This window comes from Duganella sp. GW821-FHT07G03 (assembly GCF_059418605.1).
Genome location: NZ_JBWKQE010000027.1, coordinates 64,084 through 87,266 on the forward strand (window position 1 = coordinate 64,084; position 23,183 = coordinate 87,266).

General features: G+C 65.4%; 19 protein-coding genes. 10 read left to right on the forward strand and 9 right to left on the reverse strand.

Annotation, left to right across the window (positions count from 1 at the left end):
• The first annotated feature begins 34 nt into the window (after positions 1-34).
• Both AC07OK_RS26445 and AC07OK_RS26450 read left to right on the forward strand, forming a co-directional pair.
• A complete protein-coding gene (locus AC07OK_RS26445) occupies positions 35-865 on the forward strand; it encodes a hypothetical protein (RefSeq protein ID WP_494693052.1) in 831 nt (276 codons plus the stop codon).
• A gap of 32 nt (positions 866-897) precedes the next feature.
• Positions 898-3,126 (forward strand): penicillin acylase family protein, encoded by a 2,229-nt coding sequence (locus AC07OK_RS26450; protein ID WP_494693053.1) that lies wholly within the window; start codon positions 898-900, stop codon positions 3,124-3,126.
• Here the strand turns inward: AC07OK_RS26450 and AC07OK_RS26455 are convergent.
• Genes AC07OK_RS26455 through AC07OK_RS26465 form a run of 3 tightly spaced genes read right to left on the reverse strand, consistent with a single transcriptional unit; the run spans position 3,111 to position 6,239 of the window.
• Entirely contained in the window at positions 3,111-3,644 is a 534-nt protein-coding gene (locus AC07OK_RS26455; RefSeq protein ID WP_494693054.1) for an HNH endonuclease, read from the reverse strand. The genes AC07OK_RS26450 and AC07OK_RS26455 overlap by 16 nt on opposite strands.
• A 40-nt stretch (positions 3,645-3,684) precedes the next feature.
• Complete coding sequence (locus AC07OK_RS26460) at positions 3,685-4,860, reverse strand: trans-sulfuration enzyme family protein (protein WP_494693076.1); 1,176 nt, start codon at positions 4,858-4,860, stop codon at positions 3,685-3,687.
• Between the two features lie 11 nt (positions 4,861-4,871).
• On the reverse strand, positions 4,872-6,239 hold the full coding sequence (locus tag AC07OK_RS26465) for a pyridoxal-phosphate dependent enzyme (protein ID WP_494693055.1): 1,368 nt from the start codon (positions 6,237-6,239) through the stop codon (positions 4,872-4,874).
• A 218-nt stretch (positions 6,240-6,457) separates the two neighbouring features.
• On the opposite strand from AC07OK_RS26465, the gene AC07OK_RS26470 reads away from it, so the two are divergent.
• The 3 genes from AC07OK_RS26470 to AC07OK_RS26480 all read left to right on the forward strand — a co-directional run bounded on the left by AC07OK_RS26470 (position 6,458) and on the right by AC07OK_RS26480 (position 10,705).
• Positions 6,458-7,012 carry a thymidine kinase gene (locus AC07OK_RS26470; protein ID WP_494693056.1) on the forward strand — a complete coding sequence of 185 codons (555 nt, stop codon included), beginning with the start codon at positions 6,458-6,460 and terminating at the stop codon, positions 7,010-7,012.
• A gap of 46 nt (positions 7,013-7,058) precedes the next feature.
• Positions 7,059-9,650, forward strand: a complete 2,592-nt coding sequence (locus AC07OK_RS26475; RefSeq protein ID WP_494693057.1) for an ATP-binding protein — start codon at positions 7,059-7,061, stop codon at positions 9,648-9,650.
• A 125-nt stretch (positions 9,651-9,775) separates the two neighbouring features.
• Positions 9,776-10,705: an AraC family transcriptional regulator gene (locus AC07OK_RS26480; protein WP_494693058.1), complete on the forward strand. Its 930-nt coding sequence runs from the start codon at positions 9,776-9,778 to the stop codon at positions 10,703-10,705.
• A 28-nt stretch (positions 10,706-10,733) separates the two neighbouring features.
• On the opposite strand, the gene AC07OK_RS26485 is transcribed toward AC07OK_RS26480, so the two are convergent.
• On the reverse strand, positions 10,734-11,585 hold the full coding sequence (locus AC07OK_RS26485; RefSeq protein WP_494693059.1) for a class I SAM-dependent methyltransferase: 852 nt from the start codon (positions 11,583-11,585) through the stop codon (positions 10,734-10,736).
• 233 nt (positions 11,586-11,818) lie between these two features.
• On the opposite strand from AC07OK_RS26485, the gene AC07OK_RS26490 reads away from it, so the two are divergent.
• Positions 11,819-12,607, forward strand: coding sequence for an alpha/beta fold hydrolase (locus AC07OK_RS26490; protein ID WP_494693060.1), 789 nt, complete (start codon positions 11,819-11,821; stop codon positions 12,605-12,607).
• Here the strand turns inward: AC07OK_RS26490 and AC07OK_RS26495 are convergent.
• On the reverse strand, positions 12,600-13,991 hold the full coding sequence (locus tag AC07OK_RS26495; RefSeq protein ID WP_494693061.1) for an MFS transporter: 1,392 nt from the start codon (positions 13,989-13,991) through the stop codon (positions 12,600-12,602). The two genes, AC07OK_RS26490 and AC07OK_RS26495, sit on opposite strands and share 8 nt — an antisense overlap.
• Positions 13,992-14,102: 111 nt before the next feature.
• Between AC07OK_RS26495 and AC07OK_RS26500 the strand changes: the two genes are divergently transcribed.
• Positions 14,103-14,654: a hypothetical protein gene (locus tag AC07OK_RS26500; protein ID WP_494693062.1), complete on the forward strand. Its 552-nt coding sequence runs from the start codon at positions 14,103-14,105 to the stop codon at positions 14,652-14,654.
• A gap of 27 nt (positions 14,655-14,681) precedes the next feature.
• On the opposite strand, the gene AC07OK_RS26505 is transcribed toward AC07OK_RS26500, so the two are convergent.
• The 4 genes from AC07OK_RS26505 to AC07OK_RS26520 all read right to left on the reverse strand — a co-directional run bounded on the left by AC07OK_RS26505 (position 14,682) and on the right by AC07OK_RS26520 (position 17,380).
• Positions 14,682-15,755 (reverse strand): hypothetical protein, encoded by a 1,074-nt coding sequence (locus tag AC07OK_RS26505; protein ID WP_494693063.1) that lies wholly within the window; start codon positions 15,753-15,755, stop codon positions 14,682-14,684.
• Positions 15,756-15,898: 143 nt separating this feature from the next.
• A complete protein-coding gene (locus tag AC07OK_RS26510) occupies positions 15,899-16,333 on the reverse strand; it encodes a copper chaperone PCu(A)C (RefSeq protein ID WP_494693064.1) in 435 nt (144 codons plus the stop codon).
• Positions 16,330-16,938 (reverse strand): SCO family protein, encoded by a 609-nt coding sequence (locus tag AC07OK_RS26515; protein WP_494693065.1) that lies wholly within the window; start codon positions 16,936-16,938, stop codon positions 16,330-16,332. The genes AC07OK_RS26510 and AC07OK_RS26515 overlap by 4 nt, the downstream gene beginning before the upstream one ends.
• Positions 16,939-17,017: 79 nt before the next feature.
• Positions 17,018-17,380, reverse strand: coding sequence for a DUF2946 domain-containing protein (locus AC07OK_RS26520; RefSeq protein ID WP_494693066.1), 363 nt, complete (start codon positions 17,378-17,380; stop codon positions 17,018-17,020).
• A 212-nt stretch (positions 17,381-17,592) separates the two neighbouring features.
• Here AC07OK_RS26520 and AC07OK_RS26525 point away from each other — a divergent pair, with 212 nt between their 5' ends.
• The 3 genes from AC07OK_RS26525 to AC07OK_RS26535 all read left to right on the forward strand — a co-directional run bounded on the left by AC07OK_RS26525 (position 17,593) and on the right by AC07OK_RS26535 (position 23,183).
• Entirely contained in the window at positions 17,593-19,851 is a 2,259-nt protein-coding gene (locus AC07OK_RS26525; protein ID WP_494693067.1) for a carboxy terminal-processing peptidase, read from the forward strand.
• 247 nt (positions 19,852-20,098) lie between these two features.
• Positions 20,099-22,246 carry a gluconolaconase gene (locus tag AC07OK_RS26530; RefSeq protein ID WP_494693068.1) on the forward strand — a complete coding sequence of 716 codons (2,148 nt, stop codon included), beginning with the start codon at positions 20,099-20,101 and terminating at the stop codon, positions 22,244-22,246.
• Between the two features lie 52 nt (positions 22,247-22,298).
• Entirely contained in the window at positions 22,299-23,183 is an 885-nt protein-coding gene (locus tag AC07OK_RS26535; RefSeq protein ID WP_494693069.1) for a phosphatidate cytidylyltransferase, read from the forward strand.

Genomic DNA, 23,183 nt, shown 5'->3' on the forward strand with positions numbered 1-23,183 from the left:
TTGGCGCCGGCCCGCCGGTAATTCGAGGATAACTATGCAAATCAAAATCAACGACGTGTTGCGCGCCTACATCGAGCCGCTGACCGAGGCCGAATACGCGGCGCTGGAGCGCAGCATCCTGGTGGAAGGCTGCCGCGACGCGCTGGTGCTGTGGGAAGACGTGCTGGTCGATGGCCATAACCGCTACCAGATCTGCCAGCAGCACGGCATTCCATTCAAGGTCACGGAAAACACCAGCTTCCGCAGCCTGGACGACGTCAAGCTGTGGATGATCGATAACAACCTGGGCCGCCGCAGCATTTCCGACTACCAGCGCGGCGTGCTGGCGCTGCGCAAGAAGGAGATCGTCACCGCCCGCGTGGTCGAGCTGGCCGCGCAGGCCGCCGCCGAGGACGCCGCCATCGCGCCGCCGGAAGGCGAGGCGCCCAAGGTCAAGCCGGCCGCCATGCCGCTGACCTCGCGCGAAGACATCGCCCGCGCCGCGCGCCTGAGCAGCGCCACCATCAGCCAGATCGAAAAAATCCAGAAGACGGCGACGCCGGAGCTGGTGGAGGCGGTCCGTTCGGGCACGATCTCGATCAACGCCGCCGCCACCGTGGCCTCGCTGCCGGAAGCCGACCAGGTGGCCGCGGTGGCCGGCGGCAAGAAGGAGTTGCAGAAGGCCGCCAAGGAAGTGCGCGATCTGCGCGCCGCCTCGCGTCCCGCCAAGGAAGCCAAGGAGGGCGGCGGCGAGTACGGCCGGCCGCTGACCGAGGTCGACGAGCTGCGCGCCGAAAACGCCTCGCTGAAGGAAAAGAACGCGGCGCTGCGGGCGGAAATCACCGCGCTGCAACTGCGTATCTCGGAGCTGGTCGACGCCAGTTAAATTGTAGTTCCCCCACCGCCCGGAGTCTGTCGATGCGTTCAAGCTTAGCCCTGATGTGTTGTGTTGCCAGTGTGACGATAGGTGCGGCGGTGGCGGCGCCGCCGGCGGCCAAGCCGTCGCCGGAGGCCGCGCGCCTGAAGGCGGCGGCCCAGCGCGTGACCATCCTGCGCGACAAGTGGGGCATCCCCCACGTCTACGGCAAGACCGACGCCGACGCCGTGTTCGGCCTGATGTACGCGCAGGCCGAGGACGACTTCAAGCGGGTCGAGCTCAACTACATCAACGCCATGGGCCGGCTGGCCGAGGTCGAGGGCGAGGCCGAGCTGTATCGCGACCTGCGCATGAAGCTGTTCATCAATCCGGCGGACTTGCAGGCGCAGTACGCCCACAGCCCGGCGTGGCTGAAACAGCTGATGGTGGCCTACGCCGACGGCCTGAACTACTACCTGGCCACGCACCCGGAGGTGAAGCCGGCGCTGATCACCCGCTTCGAGCCGTGGATGGCGCTCAGCTTCAGCGAGGGCAGCATCGGCGGCGACATCGAATCGGTGGACCTGAAGCAGTTACAGGAGCTGTACGCCAACGGCGCCAGGCTGCCGCTGGCGCCGCCGGTGCTGCTGTCGGCGCGCGACGACGGTATCGAGCTGGACAAGGAGCCGGGCGGCTCCAACGGATTCGCCATCGCGCCGGCGCTGAGCAAGGACGGCCACGCGCTGCTGCTGATTAATCCGCACACCTCGTTCTACTTCCGTCCCGAAGTGCAGGTGCACAGCGAGCAGGGCCTGAACGCCTACGGCGCCGTGACCTGGGGCCAGTTCTTCGTCTACCAGGGCTTCAACGACCGCCTGGGCTGGATGCACACCTCCGGCGGCGGCGACGTCATCGACGAATACCTGGAGACCATCAGCGAACAGGACGGCCAGTTCTACTACCAGTACGGCCAGCAGCAGCGGCCATTGAAGGCGGTCGATATCACGCTGCCGTACAAGACTGCGGCCGGCATGGCCAGCAAGGTGGTCAAGGTCTACTACAGCCACCACGGCCCCATTGTGCGGGCCAGGGACGGCAAGTGGATCGCCGTGCGGCTGATGAACGAGCCGTTGAAGGCGCTGACGCAATCCTATATCCGCACCAAGGCGCGCAGCTACAAGGACTTCTACAAGGCGATGGAGCTGCGCACCAATTCGTCCAACAACACCGTGTACGCTGACGCCGACGGCAATATCGCTTACTTCCACGGGAACTTCATTCCCAAGCGCGATCCCAGGTTCGACTGGAAGCATCCGGTCGACGGCAGCGATCCGGCCACCGAGTGGCAAGGCCTGCACGCGGTGAAGGACACCATCACGCTGTTCAATCCGAAGAACGGCTGGATCCAGAACACCAACAACTGGCCATACACGGCGGCCGGCGCGTACAGCCCCAAGGCGCGCGACTATCCGGCCTATATGTCGATGAATCCCGAGAACCCGCGCGGCATCCACGCGGTGCGGGTGCTGGAGAACAGAAAGAACTTCACGCTCGACAGCCTGATCGCCAGCGCTTACGACACGCAGCTGCCGGCCTTCGAACCGCTGCTGCCGCAGCTGTTCGCGGCGTGGAATGAGTTGCCGGAGGGCGACGCGCTCAAGGCCGGGCTGGCGCCGCAGATCGGCGCGCTGCGCGGCTGGGACCTGCGCTACTCGCTGGAGTCGGTGCCGACATCGCTGGCGATCTTCTGGGCGCAGGACCTGTCGGCCACTTACGGCGCGGCGGCCAAGGCGCGCGAAGTGCTGGTGCTCGACTACATCCAGGCCGCGATCACGCCGCTGCAGCGCTTGCAGGCACTGGAGCGCGCGTCGGCCAAGCTGGCGGCGGACTTCGGCACGTGGCAGACGCCGTGGGGCGAGATCAATCGCTTCCAGCGCCTGACCGGTGACATCGTCCAGCCTTTCGACGACAGCAAGCCCAGTTTGCCGGTGGCGTTCGCGTCAGCCAACTGGGGTTCGCTGGCCGCGTTTGGGCCAACTTCGGGTATGACGTCGAAGACCAAGGCCAAAAAAATCTACGGCGAGCGTGGCAACAGCTTCGTGGCGGCGGTGGAGTTCGGGCCGCGCATCAAGGCGCGCAGCATATTGGCGGGCGGGGAGAGCGGCAATCCGGCCTCGCCGCATTTCAGCGACCAGGCCGCGATGTACGCGCGCGGGGAATTCAAGGACGTGTTGTTCTACAAGGCGGACGTGGAAAAGCACCTGGAACGCAAATATCACCCGGGCGAGTGAGGCGCACCGCCGGGCAGGGCATCGCCGATGGACTTGGCCGGAGCGGCGCTTGCTTCCGCATCCGCCGCTGCCGCGGCCAGCGCCGCCGCGGCGGCCCGCGCCGCAGGTGAGGCATAGCGGGTCTGCGCCACTGGTACAGGAGGCGGCGCCGGAGCCACGGCCGGCGCGACCTTCGGCGCCTTGCTCCACGCCAGATTCTCGACCTTGTTGTTGCGCAGGTTGCCATCCTTGTGGCGCACGTGCTTCAAGCCCGATGGATTGGGCAGGTAGGCCTCGGCCACCAGCTCGTGCACCAGGAACTCGCCGATGCGGTGGCCGTTGCGCAGCTTGACCATCAAGCCGTCCGGCGTCACCTTGGGCCGCAGCGCCGTCACCTTGGGGCCGCCGGAGGCCAGCACGCGGCCATCCTTCGACACCTTGTAAAAGTCGCTGCCGGTCACCGGCTTGGCGCTGGCCACGCCGAGCGAGTACAGCGCTCCGATGGCCAGTACGCCGATGATGATTAAGAGGAATTCCATAAGGTCCCGGGCTGATTACGCGATTCCCGGATACTAGCACCTAAATCGCATCGAGCGAACGGCGAATATCGGCCCTTAAATCCTCTATATCCTCGATTCCCACCGACAGCCGTATCAGGCCGTCGCCGATGCCCAGCTTGGCGCGCGTCGCCGGCGGGATGGTGGCGTGCGTCATCAGGGCCGGATGCTCGATCAGGCTTTCGACCCCGCCCAGGCTTTCGGCCAGCGCGAACACCGAGCAGCTTTCCAGGAAGCGGCGCGCGCCCGGCAGGTCGGTCTTCAGGTCGATCGAGATGATGCCGCCGAAGCCGTCCATCTGGCGCTTGGCCAGTTCGTGCTGCGGGTGCGATGCCAGGCCGGGGTAGTAGACCTTGCGCACTTCCGGCTGCTGCTCCAGCCAGCGCGCCAGCTCCAGCGCGCTGCGGCAGTGGCGCTCCATGCGGATCGCCAGCGTCTTCACGCCGCGCAGCGCCAGGAAACTGTCGAACGGGCCGGCGATGGCGCCCACCGAGTTCTGCAGGAAGCCGACCTGCTCGCACCATTCCTTCTGGTGCGGCTCGCCGCCCACCACGGCGATGCCGCCGATGATGTCGGAGTGGCCGTTCAGGTACTTGGTGGTCGAATGGACCACGATGTCGAAGCCGTGTTCCAGCGGCCGCTGCACCATCGGGCTGGCGAAGGTGTTGTCGGCCACGGCGATGATGCCGCGCTCGCGGCAGATCTTGGCGATCGCCTTCAGGTCGGCCAGCTTGAGCATCGGGTTGGTCGGCGTTTCCACCCACACCATCTTGGTTTCCGGCTTGATCGCGGCCAGCAGGTTCTCCGGGTTGGTCAGGTCGACGTAGCTGAAGTCGTGGCCGGCGCTGCGCCGGCGCACCCGCTCGAACAGGCGGTAGGTGCCGCCGTACATGTCGTCGCCGGCGATGATGTGCGAGCCGGCGTCGGCCAGTTCCAGCACCGTCGAGATCGCCGCCAGGCCGGAGGCGAAGGCAAAGCCCTGGGCGCCGCCCTCCAGGTCGGCCACGCAGCGCTCCAGCGCCCAGCGGGTCGGATTGTGCGAGCGGCCGTAGTCCAGGCCCTTGTGCACGCCGGGACTGTCCTGCACGAAGGTGGAGGTGGCGTAGATCGGCGGCATGATGGCGCCGGTCGACGGGTCGGGCGATTGGCCGGCGTGGATCACGCGGGTGGCCAGGGCGGCTTTGTTGTGCTTGTTCAGATGTTGGTCGCTCAAGATAAAGTCCTTCTCAGGTGGTTCAGCAAATCGAAGCGGGTGATCAGGCCGTAGAAGGCGTCGCCGTCGGCCACCACGGCGGTCAGGCCGCGGTCCAGGGTGCTGCGCAGCGCCTGCACGTCGGCGCTCGGGTGCAGCGTCTCGAGGCGGGAGGTCATGGTGGTGCCGACCAGGCTGGAAAACTGTTCCGCGTGGTGGTCGACCTTGAGCAGCAGGTCGGACTCGTCGATGATGCCGACCAGCTTGCCGTTCTCCAGCACCGGCAACTGCGCCAGGTCGGTGCTGCGCATGCGGTTGAAGGCGGTCAGCAGGGTGTCGCCGGGCGCCACGCTGACGACATCACCTTCGTCGTAGCGGCGGCCGATCAGGTCGCGCAGGTCGTGCAGCGGTTCGCGCCGCAGCAGGCCCTGGTCGTGCATCCAGCCGTCGTTGTAGACCTTGGACAGATAGCGGGTGCCGGTGTCGCAGACGAAGGTGACCACGCGTTTGGGCGTGGTCTGTTCGCGGCAGTACTTGAGCGCGGCGGCCAGCAGGGTGCCGGTCGACGAGCCGCCCAGGATGCCTTCGGCGCGCAACAGGCTGCGGGCGCTGTCGAAGCTTTCCTGGTCGGTGATGGTGTAGGCCTTGCGCACGCCGCTCAGGTCGGCGATCGAGGGAATGAAGTCCTCGCCTATGCCTTCCACCGCCCACGAGCCGCTGGTGTCGGACACGTGGCCGGTGTTGACGTACTCGGTCAGGATCGAGCCCTTGGGATCGGCCAGCACGAATTCCACGTGCGGCGCGGCCTTGCGGAAGTAGTTGGTCAACCCGGTCAGGGTGCCGGACGAGCCGACGCCGACCACGATGGCGTCGACCTCGTGGCCCATCTGGTCCCAGATCTCCGGGCCGGTGGTGGTTTCGTGCGCCAGCGGATTGGCCGGGTTGTTGAACTGGTCGGCGAGGAAGGAGCCCGGCAGCTCGCGCGCCAGCCGGGCGGCGTAGTCCTGGTAGTACTCGGGATGGCCCTTGCCGACGTCGGAACGGGTGCTGCGCACCTCGGCGCCCAGCGCCTTCAGGTGCAACACTTTTTCGGTCGACATCTTGTCCGGCACCACCAGCAGCACGCGGTAGCCCTTGAGGCGGCCGACCAGCGCCAGGCCCAGGCCGGTGTTGCCGGCGGTGGCCTCGATGATGGTGCCGCCCGGTTTCAGGCGGCCGTCGGCCTCGGCAGCTTCGATGATGGACAGGCCGATGCGGTCCTTGATCGAACCGCCGGGGTTCTGCGATTCGAGCTTGAGGAACAGTTGGCAGGGGCCGGTGTCCAGGCGCGTGACCTGGACCAGTGGCGTGTTGCCGATGAGCTTAAACAATGCGGGGGTGGGCATGCGATTCTCCTTGCGAACTGTGGGCACGGACGAATTGTGTTCGCTCGTGCTTTTTTGTAAAGAGCGGATGGTAGGCCGCTCTGTAGGCGCTGGAAAGGAATGTTTCCGAGTTTGTATATGCGAAAAAAATACCGGTTTTACACTGCTGCTGGAAAAGCAAGTATGCGCCTTTTTCGGAAGGGGCGGTTTATAATCCCGCACTTCAAAGAGGGGTAGTAGTGGCTAAACTTTATTTCCGTTATTCTGCGATGAACGCAGGCAAGTCCACCGCGATGTTGCAAGTGGCGCATAATTACGAAGAGCAGGGCCAGCAGGTGCGCCTGTTCACCGCCGCCATCGACAACCGCTACGGCGTGGGCCAGGTGACGTCGCGGCTGGGGCCGCAGCGGCAGACGGAAGTGTTCGACGCCGCCACCAATTTCCTCGACCTGATAGACCAGAAAATCGCCTGCCTGCTGATCGACGAGGCGCAGTTTCTCAGCACGCTGCAGGTGCAGCAGTTGCACCAGCTGGCGCAGGTGCGCGGCATACCGGTGATCACCTACGGCCTGCGCACGGATTTCCGCGGCCAGCCTTTCCCCGGCTCGGCCTATCTGCTGGCGCTGGCCGACGATATCGAAGAGTTGAAGAACATTTGCAGCTGCGGCAAGAAGGCGACCATGAACATCCGCGTGGACCAGGACGGCAAGCGCATGAAGGAAGGCGAGCAGATCAGCATCGGCGGCAATGAGAGCTACCGCCAGGCTTGCGGGCGTTGCTTCTATACGGAGTGAGTGGATTTGCCGGTGTGCCGAGTATTAACGACGAGCGGGAACTCCTATGGTGGCACTGGTCGAGCGGGAACATCAGTTGCAGGCACTCTCCAGCGCGCTCGACCTGGCCGCGCAAGGGCAGGGCCGCACCGTCATCGTGTACGGCGAAGCCGGTATCGGCAAGACCTCGGTGGTGCGACGGCTGAGCGAGCTGCGCACCGGCGTGTCGGTGTATTGGGGAGGATGCGACGCGCTGTTCTCCCCCAGGCCGCTCGGCCCGCTCTATGATATGTCGGCCGCCCTGGGGGCTGAAATCAAGACCATGCTGTCGGCACGGCAGGAGCGGGCCAAGCTGTTCCCGGCATTGCTGGCCCGCCTCAGCGAATCACCCGGCCCCGTCATCTTCGTCCTGGAAGACTTGCACTGGGCGGACGCCGCCACGCTTGACCTTGTCAAATACCTTGCGCGCCGCATCCGTCAGACGTCGGTCTTGCTGGTTCTCACCTTTCGTGATGACGAACTCAATGAACGCCATCCCTTGCGCGCCGTCCTCGGCGACGTTCCGGCCGACAGCGTCGGCCGCGTCCATTTGCCGCCCCTGACGCAAGACGCGGTGGCGACCCTGGCGCGACAGGCAGGACATCCCGCCACGGACCTGTATCGTATAACGGCGGGCAATCCCTTCTTCGTCACCCAGCTCATTGGTGCCGACTGCATGCCGGAAACGGTGCGCGACGCGGTGTTGGCCCGGGCCGCGCGGCTGCCGCCGGCGGTGCGCGATTTGCTGGACCTGGCTTCCATTGTTCCGGGACGGATCGAGGCCGATGTGGTCGACGTCGTCCTGGCGCCGACCAGCCACGTGATCTCGGGCGCCCTTTCCTCGGGCCTGCTACAGGCTGATCGTCGCAACTATGTGTTCCGCCATGAGCTGGCGCGCATCGCAGTCGAGCAGGCCCTGCCCGCGCCGTGCGCGGCCGCGCTGCACGCGCAGGTGCTCGCTTGCCTGGAGCGCTGCGGCGCCGGTGTCGCCAAGAGCCGGCTGGTGCACCACGCGGCGGGGGCGCATGACGTCGCCGCGGTGATCCGATACGCGCCGGATGCCGCAGCCGAAGCCGCCCTGGCCGGCGCCCACCGGGAAGCGGCGCAGCTCTATGCGACAGCGTTGTCTTGCGCCGACGGCCTGCCGCGTCAGGACCGGGCAGGCTGGCTGGGACTGCGCGCCTATCAATGCTACCTGGTTGGCATGCTCGATGAAGGAATTGCCGCACAGGCCGCCGCTTTGAGCCTGTGGCAGGAAATTGGCGACCGGGTGCAGCAAGGGCAGGCGCTGCGCTGGTTGTCGCGCCTGCATTGGTTCGCCGGCCGCAACGATCGGGCAGAGGCTTATGCCAACCAGGCCGTCATGCTATTGGAAGGCATGCCGGCCAACGCAGAGCTGGCTTGGGCACTTAGCAACAGGTCGCAATTGCATATGCTGGCGGGCGAAACGGAACAAGCCGTCCTTTGGGCCGATCGCGCCATCGCCATGGCAACCGGGATGGGCGATTTGGAGGTCGTGGCGCACGCCTTGATCAACCAGGGGGCGGCCCAGCATTGGATCGGAGATCCGGCTGGCATGGACCTGCTGCGCAGGGGGCTGGACGTCTCGCTACGGGAAAAATACGAGGAGCATGCGGCGCGTGCCTACATCGGCCTGGTCAGCGCGGCACTGTATGCACGCGACTATCCCTTGATGCAGGCGCTGAGCGACGAAGCGGCGGCCTACTTCGCCGCGCGCGATCTCGACGCGTGGGGACACTACCTCACGGCCCAGCTGTGCCGGGTATATTTCGAGCGCGGCGACTGGGCCCAGGCCGCCAGCACGGCATCCGGTTTGCTGGGCTGCCATGCGCTGGCGCCGCTGTCGCGCATGCTGGCGCTGACAGTCATCGCCCGCCTGCGGGCGCACCGGGCGGAAGCGGGCGCCGATGCCGCGCTCGACGAAGCGACCCGCCTGGCGCGCCAGACGGGGGAACTGCAACGGCTCGGCCCGGTGGCTGCCGCCCACGCCGAAGCGGCATGGTTGCGCGACGAGGGCAGTGCCGTTCCTGAGATTGTCCGCGATGTCTATGCCTTGGCCGAGGCGCGCCGCGACCGCCGGTTTTGTGGCGAACTGGCGGCATGGTGGCGCAGGTTGGCGCCAGACGGCCCCCATCCCGGCCTGCTTGCCGAGCGCGGTTATCGCTGCACGCTCGACGGCCAGTCGAGCGCGGCCGCCGAGGCGTGGCGCCAATTGGGTTGCCGCTACGAGCGCGGGCTTGCCTTGATGGAGGTGGGAGGGCGGTCACAGCAAGCCGCACTGGAATGCTTCACGGCGATGGGCGCGACGACGCTGGCGAAACGCTGTCGCAAGCGGCTGCGCCAGGAAGGCGTGCGCGGCGTATCCCGCGGCCCCCGGGCCAGCACCAGCGCCAACTTCGGTGGACTTACCTCACGCGAGCTCGACATCCTGCGCGTGCTGGGCGAAGGTCTGACTAACGGCGAAATCGCCCTGAAGTTCACGCGCTCCGAGAAGACCATCGAACACCATGTGTCTGCCATTCTGGGGAAGCTGGGCGTGCGCTCGCGGGCCGAGGCGGCTGTGCTGGCGAACCAGCTCGGCTTGGGAAGGTCGAGCTGACCTGGCGAGCGGCGGTCACCTCGCAAAATAGGCAGGCGGCAGGTGCAAAATAGGGGGCGCTCCCGATGTCGGCCGTGACGCTCCCTTTTACACTGGGCAGACCATTACTCCTTCCGGTCGCCGCCATGCCATCCGACACCCTGTCCGATATGTTGAACACTTTCCAGGTCCGGCGCAGCGTGGTGCGCCACCTCGACGTTCCCCATTTTCCTGGGGTGCGCACGCCTTCCATGCACGAAACGCAGGCGATGTTCCTGCCCGGCGAAGGCCAGATCATGCAATTTCACCTGGTGGACAAAGGCGCCGTGGTCGCGCACGTCGACCATGCGGCCCCGCTGCGACTGGCGGCCGGCGACACGCTGGTCTTGCCCCATTGCGACAGCGTCGCGCTGCAGGACCCGGCCGCCCGAGCGTTGCCCAATGCAGCCAAGTTGTGGGCCGGCCAGGCGGCCGCGCCGGAAAGCGTCATCGCCGTCGCGATCGGTTTCGCCGGCTACGACGCGCGCGCATGCCAGCCGTTGATCGCCGCGCTGCCACGGCTGATACATATCCCCGCGGCGCGCGGAGGAGCATGGTTGAGCGGCATGCTGCGCGCCTCGCCGGCGGCGGGGCCGGGCGCGCGCGCGCTGCGCGATCGCATGAGCGAGGCCATTCTCGTGCACGCGATTCGTTGCCACGCCGAACAGCTGCACCATGACAGCCGAGCACCGCTCAGCTGCTCCCGCGATCGCCGCATTGCGCGCGTATTGCGGCTGATGGATGAGCGGCCGGCCCATGCCTGGACGGTCGAGTCGCTGGCCAGGGAAGTGGCGCTGTCGCGATCGACGTTTGCCCAGCGCTTCATTGCAGCGGTCGGCCAGGCGCCGATCCAGTATCTGGCCGCAAGGCGCATGGAATTGGCCAGCAAGATGCTGCGCCAGGACGACGCCAGTATCACCACCATCTCGTTCGACGTCGGCTACGAATCCGTGGCCGCCTTCAGCCGGGCATTCAAGCGCGCGCAGGGCGTGTCGCCAGCGGCTTGGCGCAAGCGTGATGCCTTGGCGGCGGCCTGACGGATGGTCCATGCCGCCGCGGCAAGCGTCACTGGCGCTTGCCGATCACAATCTCAAGGTATTCGGCTGGCACCACCAGCGCGCCGCTGCCGGCGACGTTCATCCGCTTGAGCAGGGCGACGATCTCTGCTTCCAGTTGTCCTTGCCTGGCCTGGTCCAGGGCGGCGAAGGCCTTGTGCATCGGGCCATAGAAGTCACGGAAGACCTGCAGCCAATGGGCGGGCGAGCGATAGCGGAAATTGAACATCTTGCGGGTGGCCGACACGTGCTCGGCCTGCGCGCCGAACAAGGCTTGGAGGTGCGCCTCCGTGCCCCACAGCGCCGGCGAGCGCACGCCGGCCGGCGGTGGCAAGATGCCGCCGATGAGTTTGAATAGTTGCCCGATGAAGCCGTCCGGCGTCCAGTTGGCCATGCCGATGCGTCCGCCCGGACGCGTCACCCTCAGCATCTCGCGCGCCGTTTGCTCATGGTCGGGCGCAAACATGCAGCCGAAGGTGGACAGCACGACATTGAAACTTGCATCGTCGAACGGCAGGTTCTCGACGTCGGCATACCTGAAGTCGATGGCGAGATGCTCGGCCGTGGCACGGGCTTTTCCCTTGTCCAGCAAGGCGGCGACGTAATCGGTCGAGGTGACAACGGCAAAGCGGCGCGCCGCCGCCAGGCTCGCGTTGCCATTGCCGGCCGCGACGTCCAGCACCCGTTCATCGGGCCGCACATCAACGGCTTCGGCCAGCGACTCGCCGACGATTTGCAAGGTGGTGCCTATGACGGCGAAGTCGCCGCTGGACCAGGCTGTTTGCTGCTTGGCTTTGATGGCGCTGAGGTCGGGACCGGCTGCAGGCTTGGTCAGTGCCGCCGGCGTGAGGGATAGGTTCATGATTGCTCTCCAGGTTCGGTGCCCGCACAAGCGCGAGCCAGGCCAGTATGCGCAGCGCGGCCGAAGCTTGCCTGGCCGTCCGTCGCGATATTTTTGCCCATCGTCCGATTCGGCGGCGGGTCGACGCGGCCCCAAATTGAATTGCGGTTTCAAATAATGTAACATCGCAAGATGCTGCTGGGTAAGCTGCCGCTGGTAGTCTTACACCTTGCCGAACGTGAGGGAGCGTCGCGATGTCGTTGAGCGTGACCGATGTGCCTGCGCTGGATAACCGGCGCGTCAAGACCAGCACCGAGGATGTGCTGATCGACCGCGTCGTGCCCGGCGAGATTCTGGTGATCGCTTTCGGCTTCGTGTCGTGGGAGACGCGGCCGGAATTCGATTTCTATGGCCGCCTGAAAAAGCTGGAGCAGGCCAGCGGACGGCATCTCAACAAGATCCTGGTGCGCGATTCCGGCAACAGCTGGTATCACCGCACCATTGCCGGCCTGGGCGAGCATCCCGACGACACGGTGGAGACGTTGCGCGCGCTGATCGCGGCGATCAAGCCGAGCAAGGTGGTCACCATCGGCCAGTCGATGGGCGCCTATGCGGCCGTCATGTTCGGCCTGCTGCTCGACGTGCAGCAGGTGATCGCCTTCGGGCCGCTGTCCTTCCTCGATGTGCGGCAGGCGCTGCTGTATCACGAGCGCCGCTGGATCGCCGTGATGCGCGCGCTGGAACTGAATCCGCCGGCCTCGGGCTACTACGACCTGGCGACGCTGGGGCGCGACAGGGCGGGCGGGCAGACCCGCTTGCATATCGTGTTCGGCACTAGGCCGGACCAGCCCAATTGCACCGAGTCGGTCAACCTCGACGCCATGCATGCGCACCGCCTGGCGGCGATGGGCAATTGCACGCTGTATCCGTTTCCGTATTCGGGCCACGTGGTGGTGCAGCACCTGATCGACACCAAGCGTCTCAACGCGCTGCTGGCGCGCATCATCACCGGCATCGAGCTGGCGCGGGAGCCGCTCAACTGATAGTCGTTGATGGCGCGCTGGCGCTGGCGGCCGGCGCCGGCTTGCCGACGGGGCGCAACACCGGCGTCTTGAATTCGAAGCGCTTGATTTCGCCGACCATCAGCACGTAGCACAGCACGGTGACGGCGGCGTTGGCGCCGACGAACACCAGCGCGCCGGCGAACGATCCGGTCTGCTGCAGGATGTAGCCGATGACGATCGGCGTGGTGATGCCGGCCGTGTTGCCGAAGGTGTTGAACAGCGCGCCGCTCATGCCGCCCGCTTCCTTGGGCGAGGTATCGGCCACCACGGCCCAGCCCAGCGCGCCGATGCCCTTGCCGAAGAAAGCCAGCGACATCACCAGCACCACCAGCCAGTCGGCGTCGACGTAGTTACAGACGATCATCGACATCGCCAGCAGCATGCCGCCGACGATGGGCGTCTTGCGCGCCATCGACAGCGAGGTGCCGGACTTGATCATGCGGTCCGAAATCACGCCGCCCAGCACGCCGCCGAGGAAGCCCGCCACCGCCGGCAGCGCGGCCACGAAGCCGGCCTTCAGGATCGTCATGTGGCGCTCGCTGACCAGGTAGACCGGGAACCAGGTCAGGAAGAAGTAGGTCAGCGTGTTGATGCAGTACTGGCCGATGTAGACGCCCAGCAGCATGCGGTTGCCCAGCAGCTGGCGGATGCACGACCAGGTGTCGAGCTCGGTGGTGGCGATCGCCTTGTTCTTGCTTTCCAAATCCACCAGCGCGCCGCCGGCCTCGATGTAGGCCAGCTCGGCGGCGTTGATGCCCGGGTGCTCCTTCGGGCCGTAGACCGTCTTGCGCCAGATGAAAGCCATGACGATGCCCAGCCCGCCCATCACGTAGAACACGCTTTCCCAGCCGAAGCTGTGCACCAGCCAGCCCATCAGCGGCGCGAACAGCACCGTGGCGAAATACTGGGCCGAGTTGAAGATGGCCGCCGCCGTGCCGCGTTCGGCGGTCGGGAACCAGGCCGAGGCCAGCCGGCTGTTGCCGGGGAAGGAGGGCGCTTCGGCGGCGCCGATCAGCAGGCGCAGGCAGAACAGCGTCGTCACCGCGGCGGCGCCGGTGAGGAAGCCGACGGTGCCCATCAACATCGTGAAACTGGACCACAGGAAGATGCTGAAAAAATAGGTGCGCTTGGAACCGAAGCGGTCCAGCAGCCAGCCGCCCGGCAACTGGGCCAGCACGTAGGACCAGGCGAAGGCTGAAAACACAAAGCCCATCTGCACCGGCGACAGGCCGAGCAGCTTCTTCAGTTCCGGCCCGGCGATGGCGATGGTGGCGCGGTCGGCGTAGTTGATGGTGGTGACGGCGAACAGGATGGCGAGTATCAGCCAGCGTACCCGGCTCGCTTTGGTTGGATGCGGTGTCATGCGGTCTCCTTGCTATGGTGGTTTTTCAACGACCATAACTTAGATGTCAGACATCGTACAACTATATTGTGTGCAATTGACGCCGTCCCGCCGCCGTGCGACGATGCGGCCATGAGCAGCCTGTTTGAATGTAGTACGCTCGCGCCGGCGTGGTTATGCCATCACCGCGACATCCTGTTGTACCTGGCGCCGTCGCTAGTGCTGGCGCTGCTGATCCGTGCCTTGTCGGCCCGGCATCCTTTCTTTTTCCTGTTCACCGTCGCCGGCACCATTTGCCACGAGCTGGCGCACTTCGTCGCCGGCCTGGTCACGTATGCGCGGCCGGCCGCCTTCACCGTCATTCCCCGGCGGGTCGGGCAGGGCTGGGAGCTGGGATCGGTGCGTTTGACGCGGGTGCGCTGGTACAACGCGGCGCCGTCCGCGCTGGCGCCGTTTGTGGTGGTGCTGCTGCCGTTTGTGGTGGCATGGTGGCGCACCCGGGCCGGGCTGAATTTCCAGTGGATCGATCTGGCGCTGGCGTTTGCCGTCGCGCCGCAGTTCCTGGCCTGCTGGCCGTCGACGGTCGACTGGAAAATCGCGCTGCGCTCCTGGCCCTACCTGCTGATCGCAGGCTTGCTGTGGTGGTCGGTGTCGTATTGGTGGCCGCTGTTGCAATCGATTTGACGGTCACCATCGCGGATATCGCAATTATTAGCCGTTGTTGACGAATTGGTCGAGCGCCTTGTTGGCCGCGTCGCCCAGTTGCGCCATGGCGTCGTCGATGCTCTTGAGCGCCTTGTCCCGCTCGGTGGTCACGCGCTGCAACACTTCGCGCAAGTTTTGGATGGCCGCGTCCGTTTCGGCAATTTCCCGGCCGAGTGCGGCCTGGATGCTGGTGGTGATTTGTTTGATTTGTGGGTCGAACATGGCCACCGCCTGTTCTCGCGCCAACGTCAACTGACCACGGTAGCAGTCGAACATGTCGTTGCAGGGGGCTACCAGCTTAAAGCGCATCTGTTCACGCAGGGAGTGCTGTTTCGTCGCCGCTGCCACTTGGGCCTCGGTGGCAATTTTCATGGCTTCTTCAGTTGCCTTCTTACCCGCATCTTGCGCAAGCTCGAACAGGATGCGCGGCACGTCAAAGGAGAACTCCTGGGTCTCCATCTTGAACTCGGGAACCCCGACGACGACCTCCTGACGCTTCATCGTCACCTCAGGCATGCCTATGACTATGCGTTTAGTCTCCATCGTGATGACGGGCACATCGAGGTAGGTCTCCTTCATGCGCAGCACGCACACCGGCAGATCGATCTTGATGCCGAGGCCGATCTCCTGGGTCTCCATGTGGCACACCGTCTCAGGGATGTCGGGGCCGCGTCGGCGCTCCATCCGCGTGACAGGCAAGTCGAAACTCATCTCCTTGTCTTTCATCGTTACTTCGGGAGCGTCAAATGACCAGCGCTGATCCTTCATGGTTACACCTGGCAAGTCGAGCTTGAAGGTCGTGCGCGCCATCTCGACTTTCATAACGAACATGGCGCCGATTACCTGGCCGACGGCGTTGCCGGCCGCCGCACCGGCCGGGCCACCCAGCATGCCGCCGATGACGGTACCCGAAGCCGCGCCCACGCCCTTGGCCAGGTCGCTGCCGTCCTTGGCGTCTTCGGCAACCTGTCTCGCTTTACTTTCCGCATCGCTGGCCACCGATTTCAAACCCTCTTGAAGTTCGGCCACACAGGTCTTGATCGCTTCGTCAAATGCAGCCTTCTTATCCTCGCAAGCCATGTTTGTCTCCTCTGATGTGCTTTAAAAGTGGCGCGCCTGAAACTCATCAATCGTCACAAGACCCTTCGCGCATGGGCCTCTCCTCATTTGACCTGCCGGCGGCGCGAAAGTTCCGCGCCGCCGGAGTGCCACTTCAACCCTGATTAGTGCTGGTGCGCGCTGTTCAAAGGCTTGACGACGGCGTCCACTACCACCTTGCTGCGGACCTTGTCCGCGTCCTCAAACTCCAGCGTCAGCGGAACCTTGGCGCCGTCGGCCAGCGGCTGCGTCAACTGCATCAGCATCAGGTGATAGCCGCCGGGGGCGAGCTTGACCACTTGGCCGGCAGGCAGCGCCAGGCCGTCGATCTGGCGCATGCTCATCATGTCGTTCACCATTTTCATTTCGTGCACTTCGACCACGCCGGCCGCCGGCGAGCTGGCGCCGACCAGGCGGCTGTCCTTCGCCGTGGTCAGCGTCATGAAGGCGCCGGTGGCTTTTTGCGAGGCCACGGTGCCGCGCACCCAGGCCTCGCTGACGGTGACTTGCGCGAAGGCGGGCAGGGCGGCGAGGAGCATCAGGTAGATCATGCGTTTCATTGGAAGAGTCCTTTCAGGAAGCTGGTTTCTTTTTTGGGTTGCATCAGTTTGCGCAGATCGGCTGCGCACTGCTGGGCGGTTTGTTCGTGCTTGAAGGCGAGGCGGATCTTGCCGGCGGCGTCGAACACATAGGTGATGGCCGTGTGGTCCATCGTGTACGAGCTGCCGCTGGGGACTTTGCGATAGAAGATCTTGAAGTCCTTGGCCGCCTTGGCGGTTTGCGCCGCGTCGCCGCGCAGGCCGACAAAGGCCGGATCGAAGGCGCGCATGTATTCGGCCAGCAGCGCGGCGGTGTCGCGCTCGGGATCGACGGTGACGAAGACGACTTGCAGCTTGTCGCCATCGGCGCCCAGCAGCTTCTTGATCTCGACCGCGCGTGACAAGGCGGTCGGGCAGACGTCCGGGCATTGCGTGAAGCCGAAGAACAGCAGCACGTATTTGCCCTTGTAGTCTTGCAGCGAGGCGGGCTTGCCGTCGCCGTAGGACAGGCGCAAGTCCGGGCCGATGCTGCTGCCGGTGATGTCGATGCCGGTGTAGGCCGGCGGCGCGGCATGCGCGGCCAGCGGCAATGCGGCCAGCGCGGTAAGTAGGGTACGGCGTTGCATGGTTATTCCTGTGAGTCGTTGAACAGGCGCACGCCAGCCGTCGCCGGTGTGGCGGGGCTGCATGCAGTCTATGGGGACGTCAGGACAGGGCGGGCGGTCCGCGCGGCTGCGCGCTCGACCAGTTGAACAGCGGGGTGGGGGATTGGTAGTGCGGCGCCGGATAGGCGTCGTGGCCGCGCAGCACGGCGAGCAGGCTGGCCTGCGCTGGCGGCGGCGCGTAGGTGTCGGCATGGGTGGCGCAGAACACGCAGTGCTTGAACGCGTGCGCAGACGTATCGCCCGGCGCCGGCTTGGCCGGTGTGGCGCTGCAAATTTCCAGCACCAGCGGATCGCGCGCCAGCGTGGCCATCGCATGGCCGATCGCCGGGGCGAGCAGGTTCAGCAGAATCGCAATACATACGATCAGGCTGTGGCCGCGCCGGTGCTTCAGAAATTTACCCATGCCGGAATTATAGGGCAAATGCCCTTAGTTTCTGCGCAGAAACCAATATGGCGATGAAAGTGCGGCTGGCGCCGTTTCAGTCTTGCTTAAGCCTGGGCAGGGACACTGCAAACTCCCAGCGCCGCAGGGCAGCCTATCCTGTAGAATGGAACGGCAGGCAGGAGCACTGCGCGCGACGATTAATTGATAACACTACGTTTCGGAGTAAGCCGATGAAGAAGCAAATACTGTTGGTAGCCGTGTTGGCGGCGCTGTCAGTGCAGGCCGGCGCTGCCGTGCCAGAAAAAGCGGCGGCGGAGACCGTACTCAAACCCCAGCCTGGCCAAGCCCAGGCGGCCGTATGGGCCTCGCGGGTTCTGACCAAACTGCATTACAAAGCCATGCCGTTGGATGATGCGATGTCGGAAAAGATCTTCGACCGCTATTTCAAATCGCTGGATTCGGAAAGACTCTTCTTCACCCAGGCCGACCTCGACCAGTACGCCATCGTGCGCACCCGCCTGGACGACGCCATCACCGGCGAGAACCTCAGCGTTCCGTTCGCCATCTACAACCAGTACCAGCAGCGCTTCAACGAGCGCATCGCCTACGCCCGCGAACTGCTCAAGACCAAGCCCGATTTCGCCCTCGACGAGAGCTACCAGTACGACCGCGAGAAGGCCGACTGGGTCAAGAGCGACGCTGAAATGAAGGAGCTGTGGCGCAAGCGCGTCAAGAACGACTGGCTGCGCCTCAAGCTGGCCGGCAAGGACGACAAGGGCATCCGCGACACGCTCGACAAGCGCTACGAGAACTACGTCAGCCGCTCGCGCAAGCTGACCAATGAAGACGTGTTCCAGATCTTCATGAACGCCTACGCCATGTCGATCGAGCCGCACACCAACTACCTGGGCCCGCGCGCGGCGGAAAACTTCGACATCGCCATGCGCCTGTCGCTCGAAGGCATCGGCTGCGTGCTGCAAACCCGTGACGAATACACGGTGGTGCGCGAAGTCGTGCCGGGCAGCCCGGCCGGCCTGTCGGGCAAGATCAAGGTCGGCGACAAGATCCTCGGCGTGGCCAAGGACGACAAGTCGCCGATGACCGAAGTGCTGGGCTGGCGCATCGACGACGTGGTCGCGCTGATCCGCGGCCCGAAAGACTCCACCGTGCGCCTGGACATCCAGCCGGTCGACGCCGGCGTCGACGGCAAGCACACCACCATCGCGCTGGTGCGCAAGAAGATCAGCATGGAAGAGCAGTCGGCCAAGAAATCCATCCTGGAAGTCAAGGACGGCACGGCCAAGCGCCGCATCGGCGTGATCTCGCTGCCGACGTTCTACCAGGACTTCGAAGCCAGCCGCAAGGGCGACAAGGAATACAAGAGCGCCACCCGCGACGTGGCCCGCCTGCTGGGCGAGCTGAAGAAGGAAAAAGTCGACAACGTGCTGATCGACCTGCGCAACAACGGCGGCGGCTCGCTGTCCGAGGCGGTGCAGCTGACCGGCCTGTTCATCGACAAGGGCCCGGTGGTGCAGCAGCGCACCGGCGACAACAAGATCGAAGTCGAAAGCGACACCAACGCCGGCATGGCCTGGGACGGTCCGCTGGGCGTGCTGATCAACCGTGGTTCGGCCTCGGCCTCCGAGATTTTCGCGGCGGCGATCCAGGATTACGGCCGTGGCGTCATCATCGGCGAGCCGAGCTTCGGCAAGGGGACGGTGCAAACCATCTTCGGCCTGGACCGCTTCGCCCAGAACGACAAGGTGCACTACGGCGAGCTGAAGATGACCATCGCCCAGTTCTTCCGCATCAACGGCGGCACCACGCAGCTGCGCGGCGTCACGCCCGACATCAAGCTGCCGACCATGGGCGATTCGGACACCTTCGGCGAATCGAGCTACGACAATGCCTTGCCGTGGACCTCGATCGCGCCGGCGCCGTACATCCCGACCGGCGACCTGAAGGATATCCTGCCGCTGCTGGACAAGAAGCACGAGGCGCGCGTGGCCAAGGACAAGGACTTCCAGTACCTGTCCGAGGACATCGCCCTGGTGAAGAAACAGCGCAAGGACAACCTGATCTCGCTCAACGAGACCGTGCGCCGCAAGGAGCGCGACACCCAGGAAGCGCGCGCCAAGCTGCGCGAGGCGCGTCTGCTGTCGACCACCCTGGGCGCGGATGATCCGGTGCTGCTGCCTGATCCGAAGGACGCGCTGAACAAGGCGATCTCCGCCAAGCCGGCCAACGGCAAGGCGGCGCCATCGCCGAAAGTGGCGGCGGTCAAGGGCGCCTTGCGCACCGACGACGGCCTGCAGGGCGACGAGCGCTCGCTGACGGCCGAGCTGGATGCGGAAAAAGCCGCCAAGGCCGCCAAGGACGTGCTGCTGAACGAAGCGGTCCACATCCTGGCCGACGAGGTGGGCTTCCTGAAAACCGACACCCGCATGGCTTCGCGCGTGCTGCCTTACGCGGTGGACGCCAGCAAATAAACCTTTGTGTGCAACGAGGCCCCGTGTAGTTTGCGGGGCTTTTTTTTCGAGTTATTCACAACGGAAATTACTGCTATTGCCAATATAAATTGGATCTATATGCCGCGATGCAGCATCATTCACCTGTCTCCTCTATTCTCCTCCAAGGAAATAGATTTAGCCCGCTCCCGTAGCGGGCTTTTTTTTGCCCCTACGCCCCGGATCGGTTAAGATATTTTCTTTCGATCAACGTTTAGGCGTGCGCAACATGACCCCTACCCAATTCAAGTTAATCGCCGCCGCCCTGGCCCTGGGTGGCGCCTTGGGTGGAGGCGGGGCGGCCTACATCCTGACCCACCGGCCCGGCGCTGACGCCGGCGCCGACGTGGCGCGGCCCTCGGCCTTGAAGGGCACGCAGCCGCACTGGAGCGCGCGCGTCACCTCCATCGCCGGCGACGGCATGCCGGGCGCGAACAACGGCCGCGGCCGTAGCACCCGCTTTGCCGATCCCTTCGGCGTGGTGGTCGACGGCGCCGGCAACCTGTACGTGGCCGACGGCGGCAACAACAACAGCATCCGCAAGATCGCCCAGGACGGCGCCACCACCACCCTGGCCGGCGCGGTCGAGGGCTACGCGGAAGGGGCGGGCAAGGCGGCCTCCTTCCACACCCCGTCCGGCCTGGCGATCGACGGCGCCGGCAACCTGTACGTGGCCGACACCGGCAACAACGCCATCCGCAAAGTCACACCCGAGGGCGTGGTCAGCACCCTGGCCGGCGACGGCCTGCCGGGCGACAAGGACGGCCGTGGCGCGGCCGCGCAATTCAACGGCCCGGTCGGCATCGCGGTGGACGCGGCCGGCGTGGTCTACGTGGCCGATACCTACAACGACCGCATCCGCCGCATCGCCGCCAACGGCGAGGTCACCACCATCGCCGGCGGTCGCGCGGGCGACGCCGACGGCGCCGGCGCGCAAGCGCTGTTCAACACGCCCACCGGCCTGGCGCTCAGCGCTGCCGGCGAGCTGTACATCGCCGACACCGGCAACCACGCGATCCGCAAGCTGGCCAAGGACGGCAACGTCAGCACCGTGGTCCAGGCCAAGGACGGCTCGGTCGCGCCGCTGCTGCAATCGCCGGTCGGCCTGGCGTTGACGCCGGACGGCTATCTCTACGTGAGCAGCAACGCCCACGGCCGCCTGGCGCAAGTCACCCCGGCCGGCGAAGTGCTGACCTTGGACGACGCCGACCATCCGCCGCAACCGGGCTATGGCTCCGACGGCAGCGTGCGCTTCTACGCGCCGCGCGGCCTGGCGCTGGCCAGGGACGGCTCGCTGTTCGTCACCGACGGCGCCACCTTCCGCCTGCACCACGTGGCCCTGGCGCTGGCCGGCGAACCGGCCGCGCCGGAGCTGCCCTTGTCCGGCGCGCCGGCCCACGGCGCCACGATGCTGTGGCCGGTCAAGCCGCAGGACAAGCCGCACGAAGTGGTCGGCCTGATGGGCGAGGTGCGCGGCAACTTCGACGGCGAAAGCCGCGACCATTTCCATTCCGGACTGGACGTCCAGGCCGCCATCGGCACGCCGGTGCTGGCCGTCACCGCCGGCAAGATCAGCGATCCCAGCGCCAGCTGGGGCTACGGCGAACTGTCCGAAGGCGTGGCGCTCGATGGGCTGCAATACATCCACCTGCGCGTCGGGCGAGGCGCCAACGACAAGCCGCTCGATCCGCGCTTCCAGCTGTTGAAGGATGAAAAAGGCGTGCCGTCCGCCGTGCGCGTCAAGCGCGGCACCCGTTTCCTGGTGGGCGAAACGCTGGGCACCGTCAACCGCATGGCGCACGTGCACCTGGACTACAAGCCGAACGGCGACGCCCTCAATCCGCTGACGTTGCCCTTCATCGACCTGGAAGACACGATCGCGCCGCAGATCCAGTCCATCGCCCTGGCCGACAGCAGCGGCAAGCTGCTCAAGGAGAAGGCCGACGGCCGCCTGCTGGTCCCGCGCGCCTTGGGCGAAGTGCAAATCGTGGTCGACGCCTTCGACCAGATGAACGGCAACCAGGCGCGCCGCCGCCTGGGCCTGTACAAGCTGGGCTACCAGCTGCTGAACGCCGACGGCGAGATCATCCCCGGCATGGAAGAGCCGCTAATCACGCAGCTGTACGACCGCCTGCCGCGTAACCGCGACGCGGTCAAGCTGGCCTACGCGGCCACCAGCGGCATCACCGTTCACGGCGCGGCGGAAACGCGGTTCTCCTACGCCATCAACAACATGCTCATCCACGGCAAGCTGACGCCGGGCGGCTGGAAGGTCGGCGCCCTCGGCCCCGGCAACTACACGCTGCGCATCACGGCCGAGGACTACGCCGGCAACGCCGCCAGCAAGGGGCGCGATTTGTTGATCACCGTAGACTGAGCTACTTTCAGCAAAACGCTATACAATTGCCTTAAAAATAATTGAGGCATTTATGCAATTGCTGTTTCCGCTGCTGGGTACGGAGATCTTGACCGCGCTCGCCATGTTGTACCTGATGCTGGGCATGGCGTCGCTGGGCGTCGGCGTCAAGCTCCGCGCGCGGCCGCACAGTCAGCTGCGGGCGCAGGTCAACGCCTGGTGGTGGATCTTCCCGGTGGTCACCGTCAGCCTGCTGCTGCACCCGCTGGGCGCCACGCTGCTGGCGGTGCTGATTGGCCTGCTGGCCTTGCGGGAGTTGGCGCGGTTCGGCGCGCGCGGCTTCGTGCCGTCGGCCGCCGTCGTGTTCGGCAGCGCGCTATTCCTGCCTTCGACTGTGGCGCTGGTGGCGCTGCCGCCGGCCATCGCGTTGGCGGGTGCGGTCTTCTTGCGCAGCCGCAGCCGGCCGGCGCTGGTTTGGCTGCTGTGGCTGGTGCTGTGCTACAGCTGCTGCTTCCTGCCGCTCTACGACAGCCTGCCGCTGGAACCGCATCTGCGGCTGGCGTGGCTGTTCTACCTCTATGTGCTGACCGCGCTGAACGACGTGGCACAGTTCATCAGCGGCACTATCTTCGGCCGCCATCGCATCGCGCCTGGCATCAGCCCCAATAAAACCTGGCAGGGACTGGCCGGCGGCGTGGTGGTCACCAGCGCGCTGTCGCTGACGCTGGGCCGCTACCTGCACCTGGCTGACGCCGCGTACTTGTTGGCCTTCGCCTTGCTACTGTCGCTGGGCGGCTTCTGCGGCGACCTGATGTTTTCGGCCGCCAAGCGGGTGCTGGGCGTCAAGGATTTCTCGCAACTGATACCCGGCCACGGCGGCATCCTCGACCGCGTCGACAGCCTGGTCGTCACGGCGCCGCTGCTGTATTTCCTCATCACTCATCTCCTGGGAAACTAA

Bases quoted from the DNA above. Each gene is read 5' to 3' on its own strand.
- AC07OK_RS26500 (WP_494693062.1), top strand. From the start codon at position 14,103: ATGAGCAGCCTGTTTGAATGTAGTACGCTCGCGCCGGCGTGGTTATGC.
- AC07OK_RS26520 (WP_494693066.1), bottom strand. From the start codon at position 17,380: ATGGGTAAATTTCTGAAGCACCGGCGCGGCCACAGCCTGATCGTATGT.
- AC07OK_RS26455 (WP_494693054.1), bottom strand. From the start codon at position 3,644: ATGGAATTCCTCTTAATCATCATCGGCGTACTGGCCATCGGAGCGCTG.
- AC07OK_RS26530 (WP_494693068.1), top strand. From the start codon at position 20,099: ATGACCCCTACCCAATTCAAGTTAATCGCCGCCGCCCTGGCCCTGGGT.
- AC07OK_RS26535 (WP_494693069.1), top strand. From the start codon at position 22,299: ATGCAATTGCTGTTTCCGCTGCTGGGTACGGAGATCTTGACCGCGCTC.
- AC07OK_RS26480 (WP_494693058.1), top strand. From the start codon at position 9,776: ATGCCATCCGACACCCTGTCCGATATGTTGAACACTTTCCAGGTCCGG.
- AC07OK_RS26525 (WP_494693067.1), top strand. From the start codon at position 17,593: ATGAAGAAGCAAATACTGTTGGTAGCCGTGTTGGCGGCGCTGTCAGTG.
- AC07OK_RS26475 (WP_494693057.1), top strand. From the start codon at position 7,059: ATGGTGGCACTGGTCGAGCGGGAACATCAGTTGCAGGCACTCTCCAGC.
- AC07OK_RS26485 (WP_494693059.1), bottom strand. From the start codon at position 11,585: ATGAACCTATCCCTCACGCCGGCGGCACTGACCAAGCCTGCAGCCGGT.
- AC07OK_RS26445 (WP_494693052.1), top strand. From the start codon at position 35: ATGCAAATCAAAATCAACGACGTGTTGCGCGCCTACATCGAGCCGCTG.
- AC07OK_RS26505 (WP_494693063.1), bottom strand. From the start codon at position 15,755: ATGGCTTGCGAGGATAAGAAGGCTGCATTTGACGAAGCGATCAAGACC.
- AC07OK_RS26495 (WP_494693061.1), bottom strand. From the start codon at position 13,991: ATGACACCGCATCCAACCAAAGCGAGCCGGGTACGCTGGCTGATACTC.
- AC07OK_RS26450 (WP_494693053.1), top strand. From the start codon at position 898: ATGCGTTCAAGCTTAGCCCTGATGTGTTGTGTTGCCAGTGTGACGATA.
- AC07OK_RS26465 (WP_494693055.1), bottom strand. From the start codon at position 6,239: ATGCCCACCCCCGCATTGTTTAAGCTCATCGGCAACACGCCACTGGTC.
- AC07OK_RS26490 (WP_494693060.1), top strand. From the start codon at position 11,819: ATGTCGTTGAGCGTGACCGATGTGCCTGCGCTGGATAACCGGCGCGTC.
- AC07OK_RS26515 (WP_494693065.1), bottom strand. From the start codon at position 16,938: ATGCAACGCCGTACCCTACTTACCGCGCTGGCCGCATTGCCGCTGGCC.
- AC07OK_RS26510 (WP_494693064.1), bottom strand. From the start codon at position 16,333: ATGAAACGCATGATCTACCTGATGCTCCTCGCCGCCCTGCCCGCCTTC.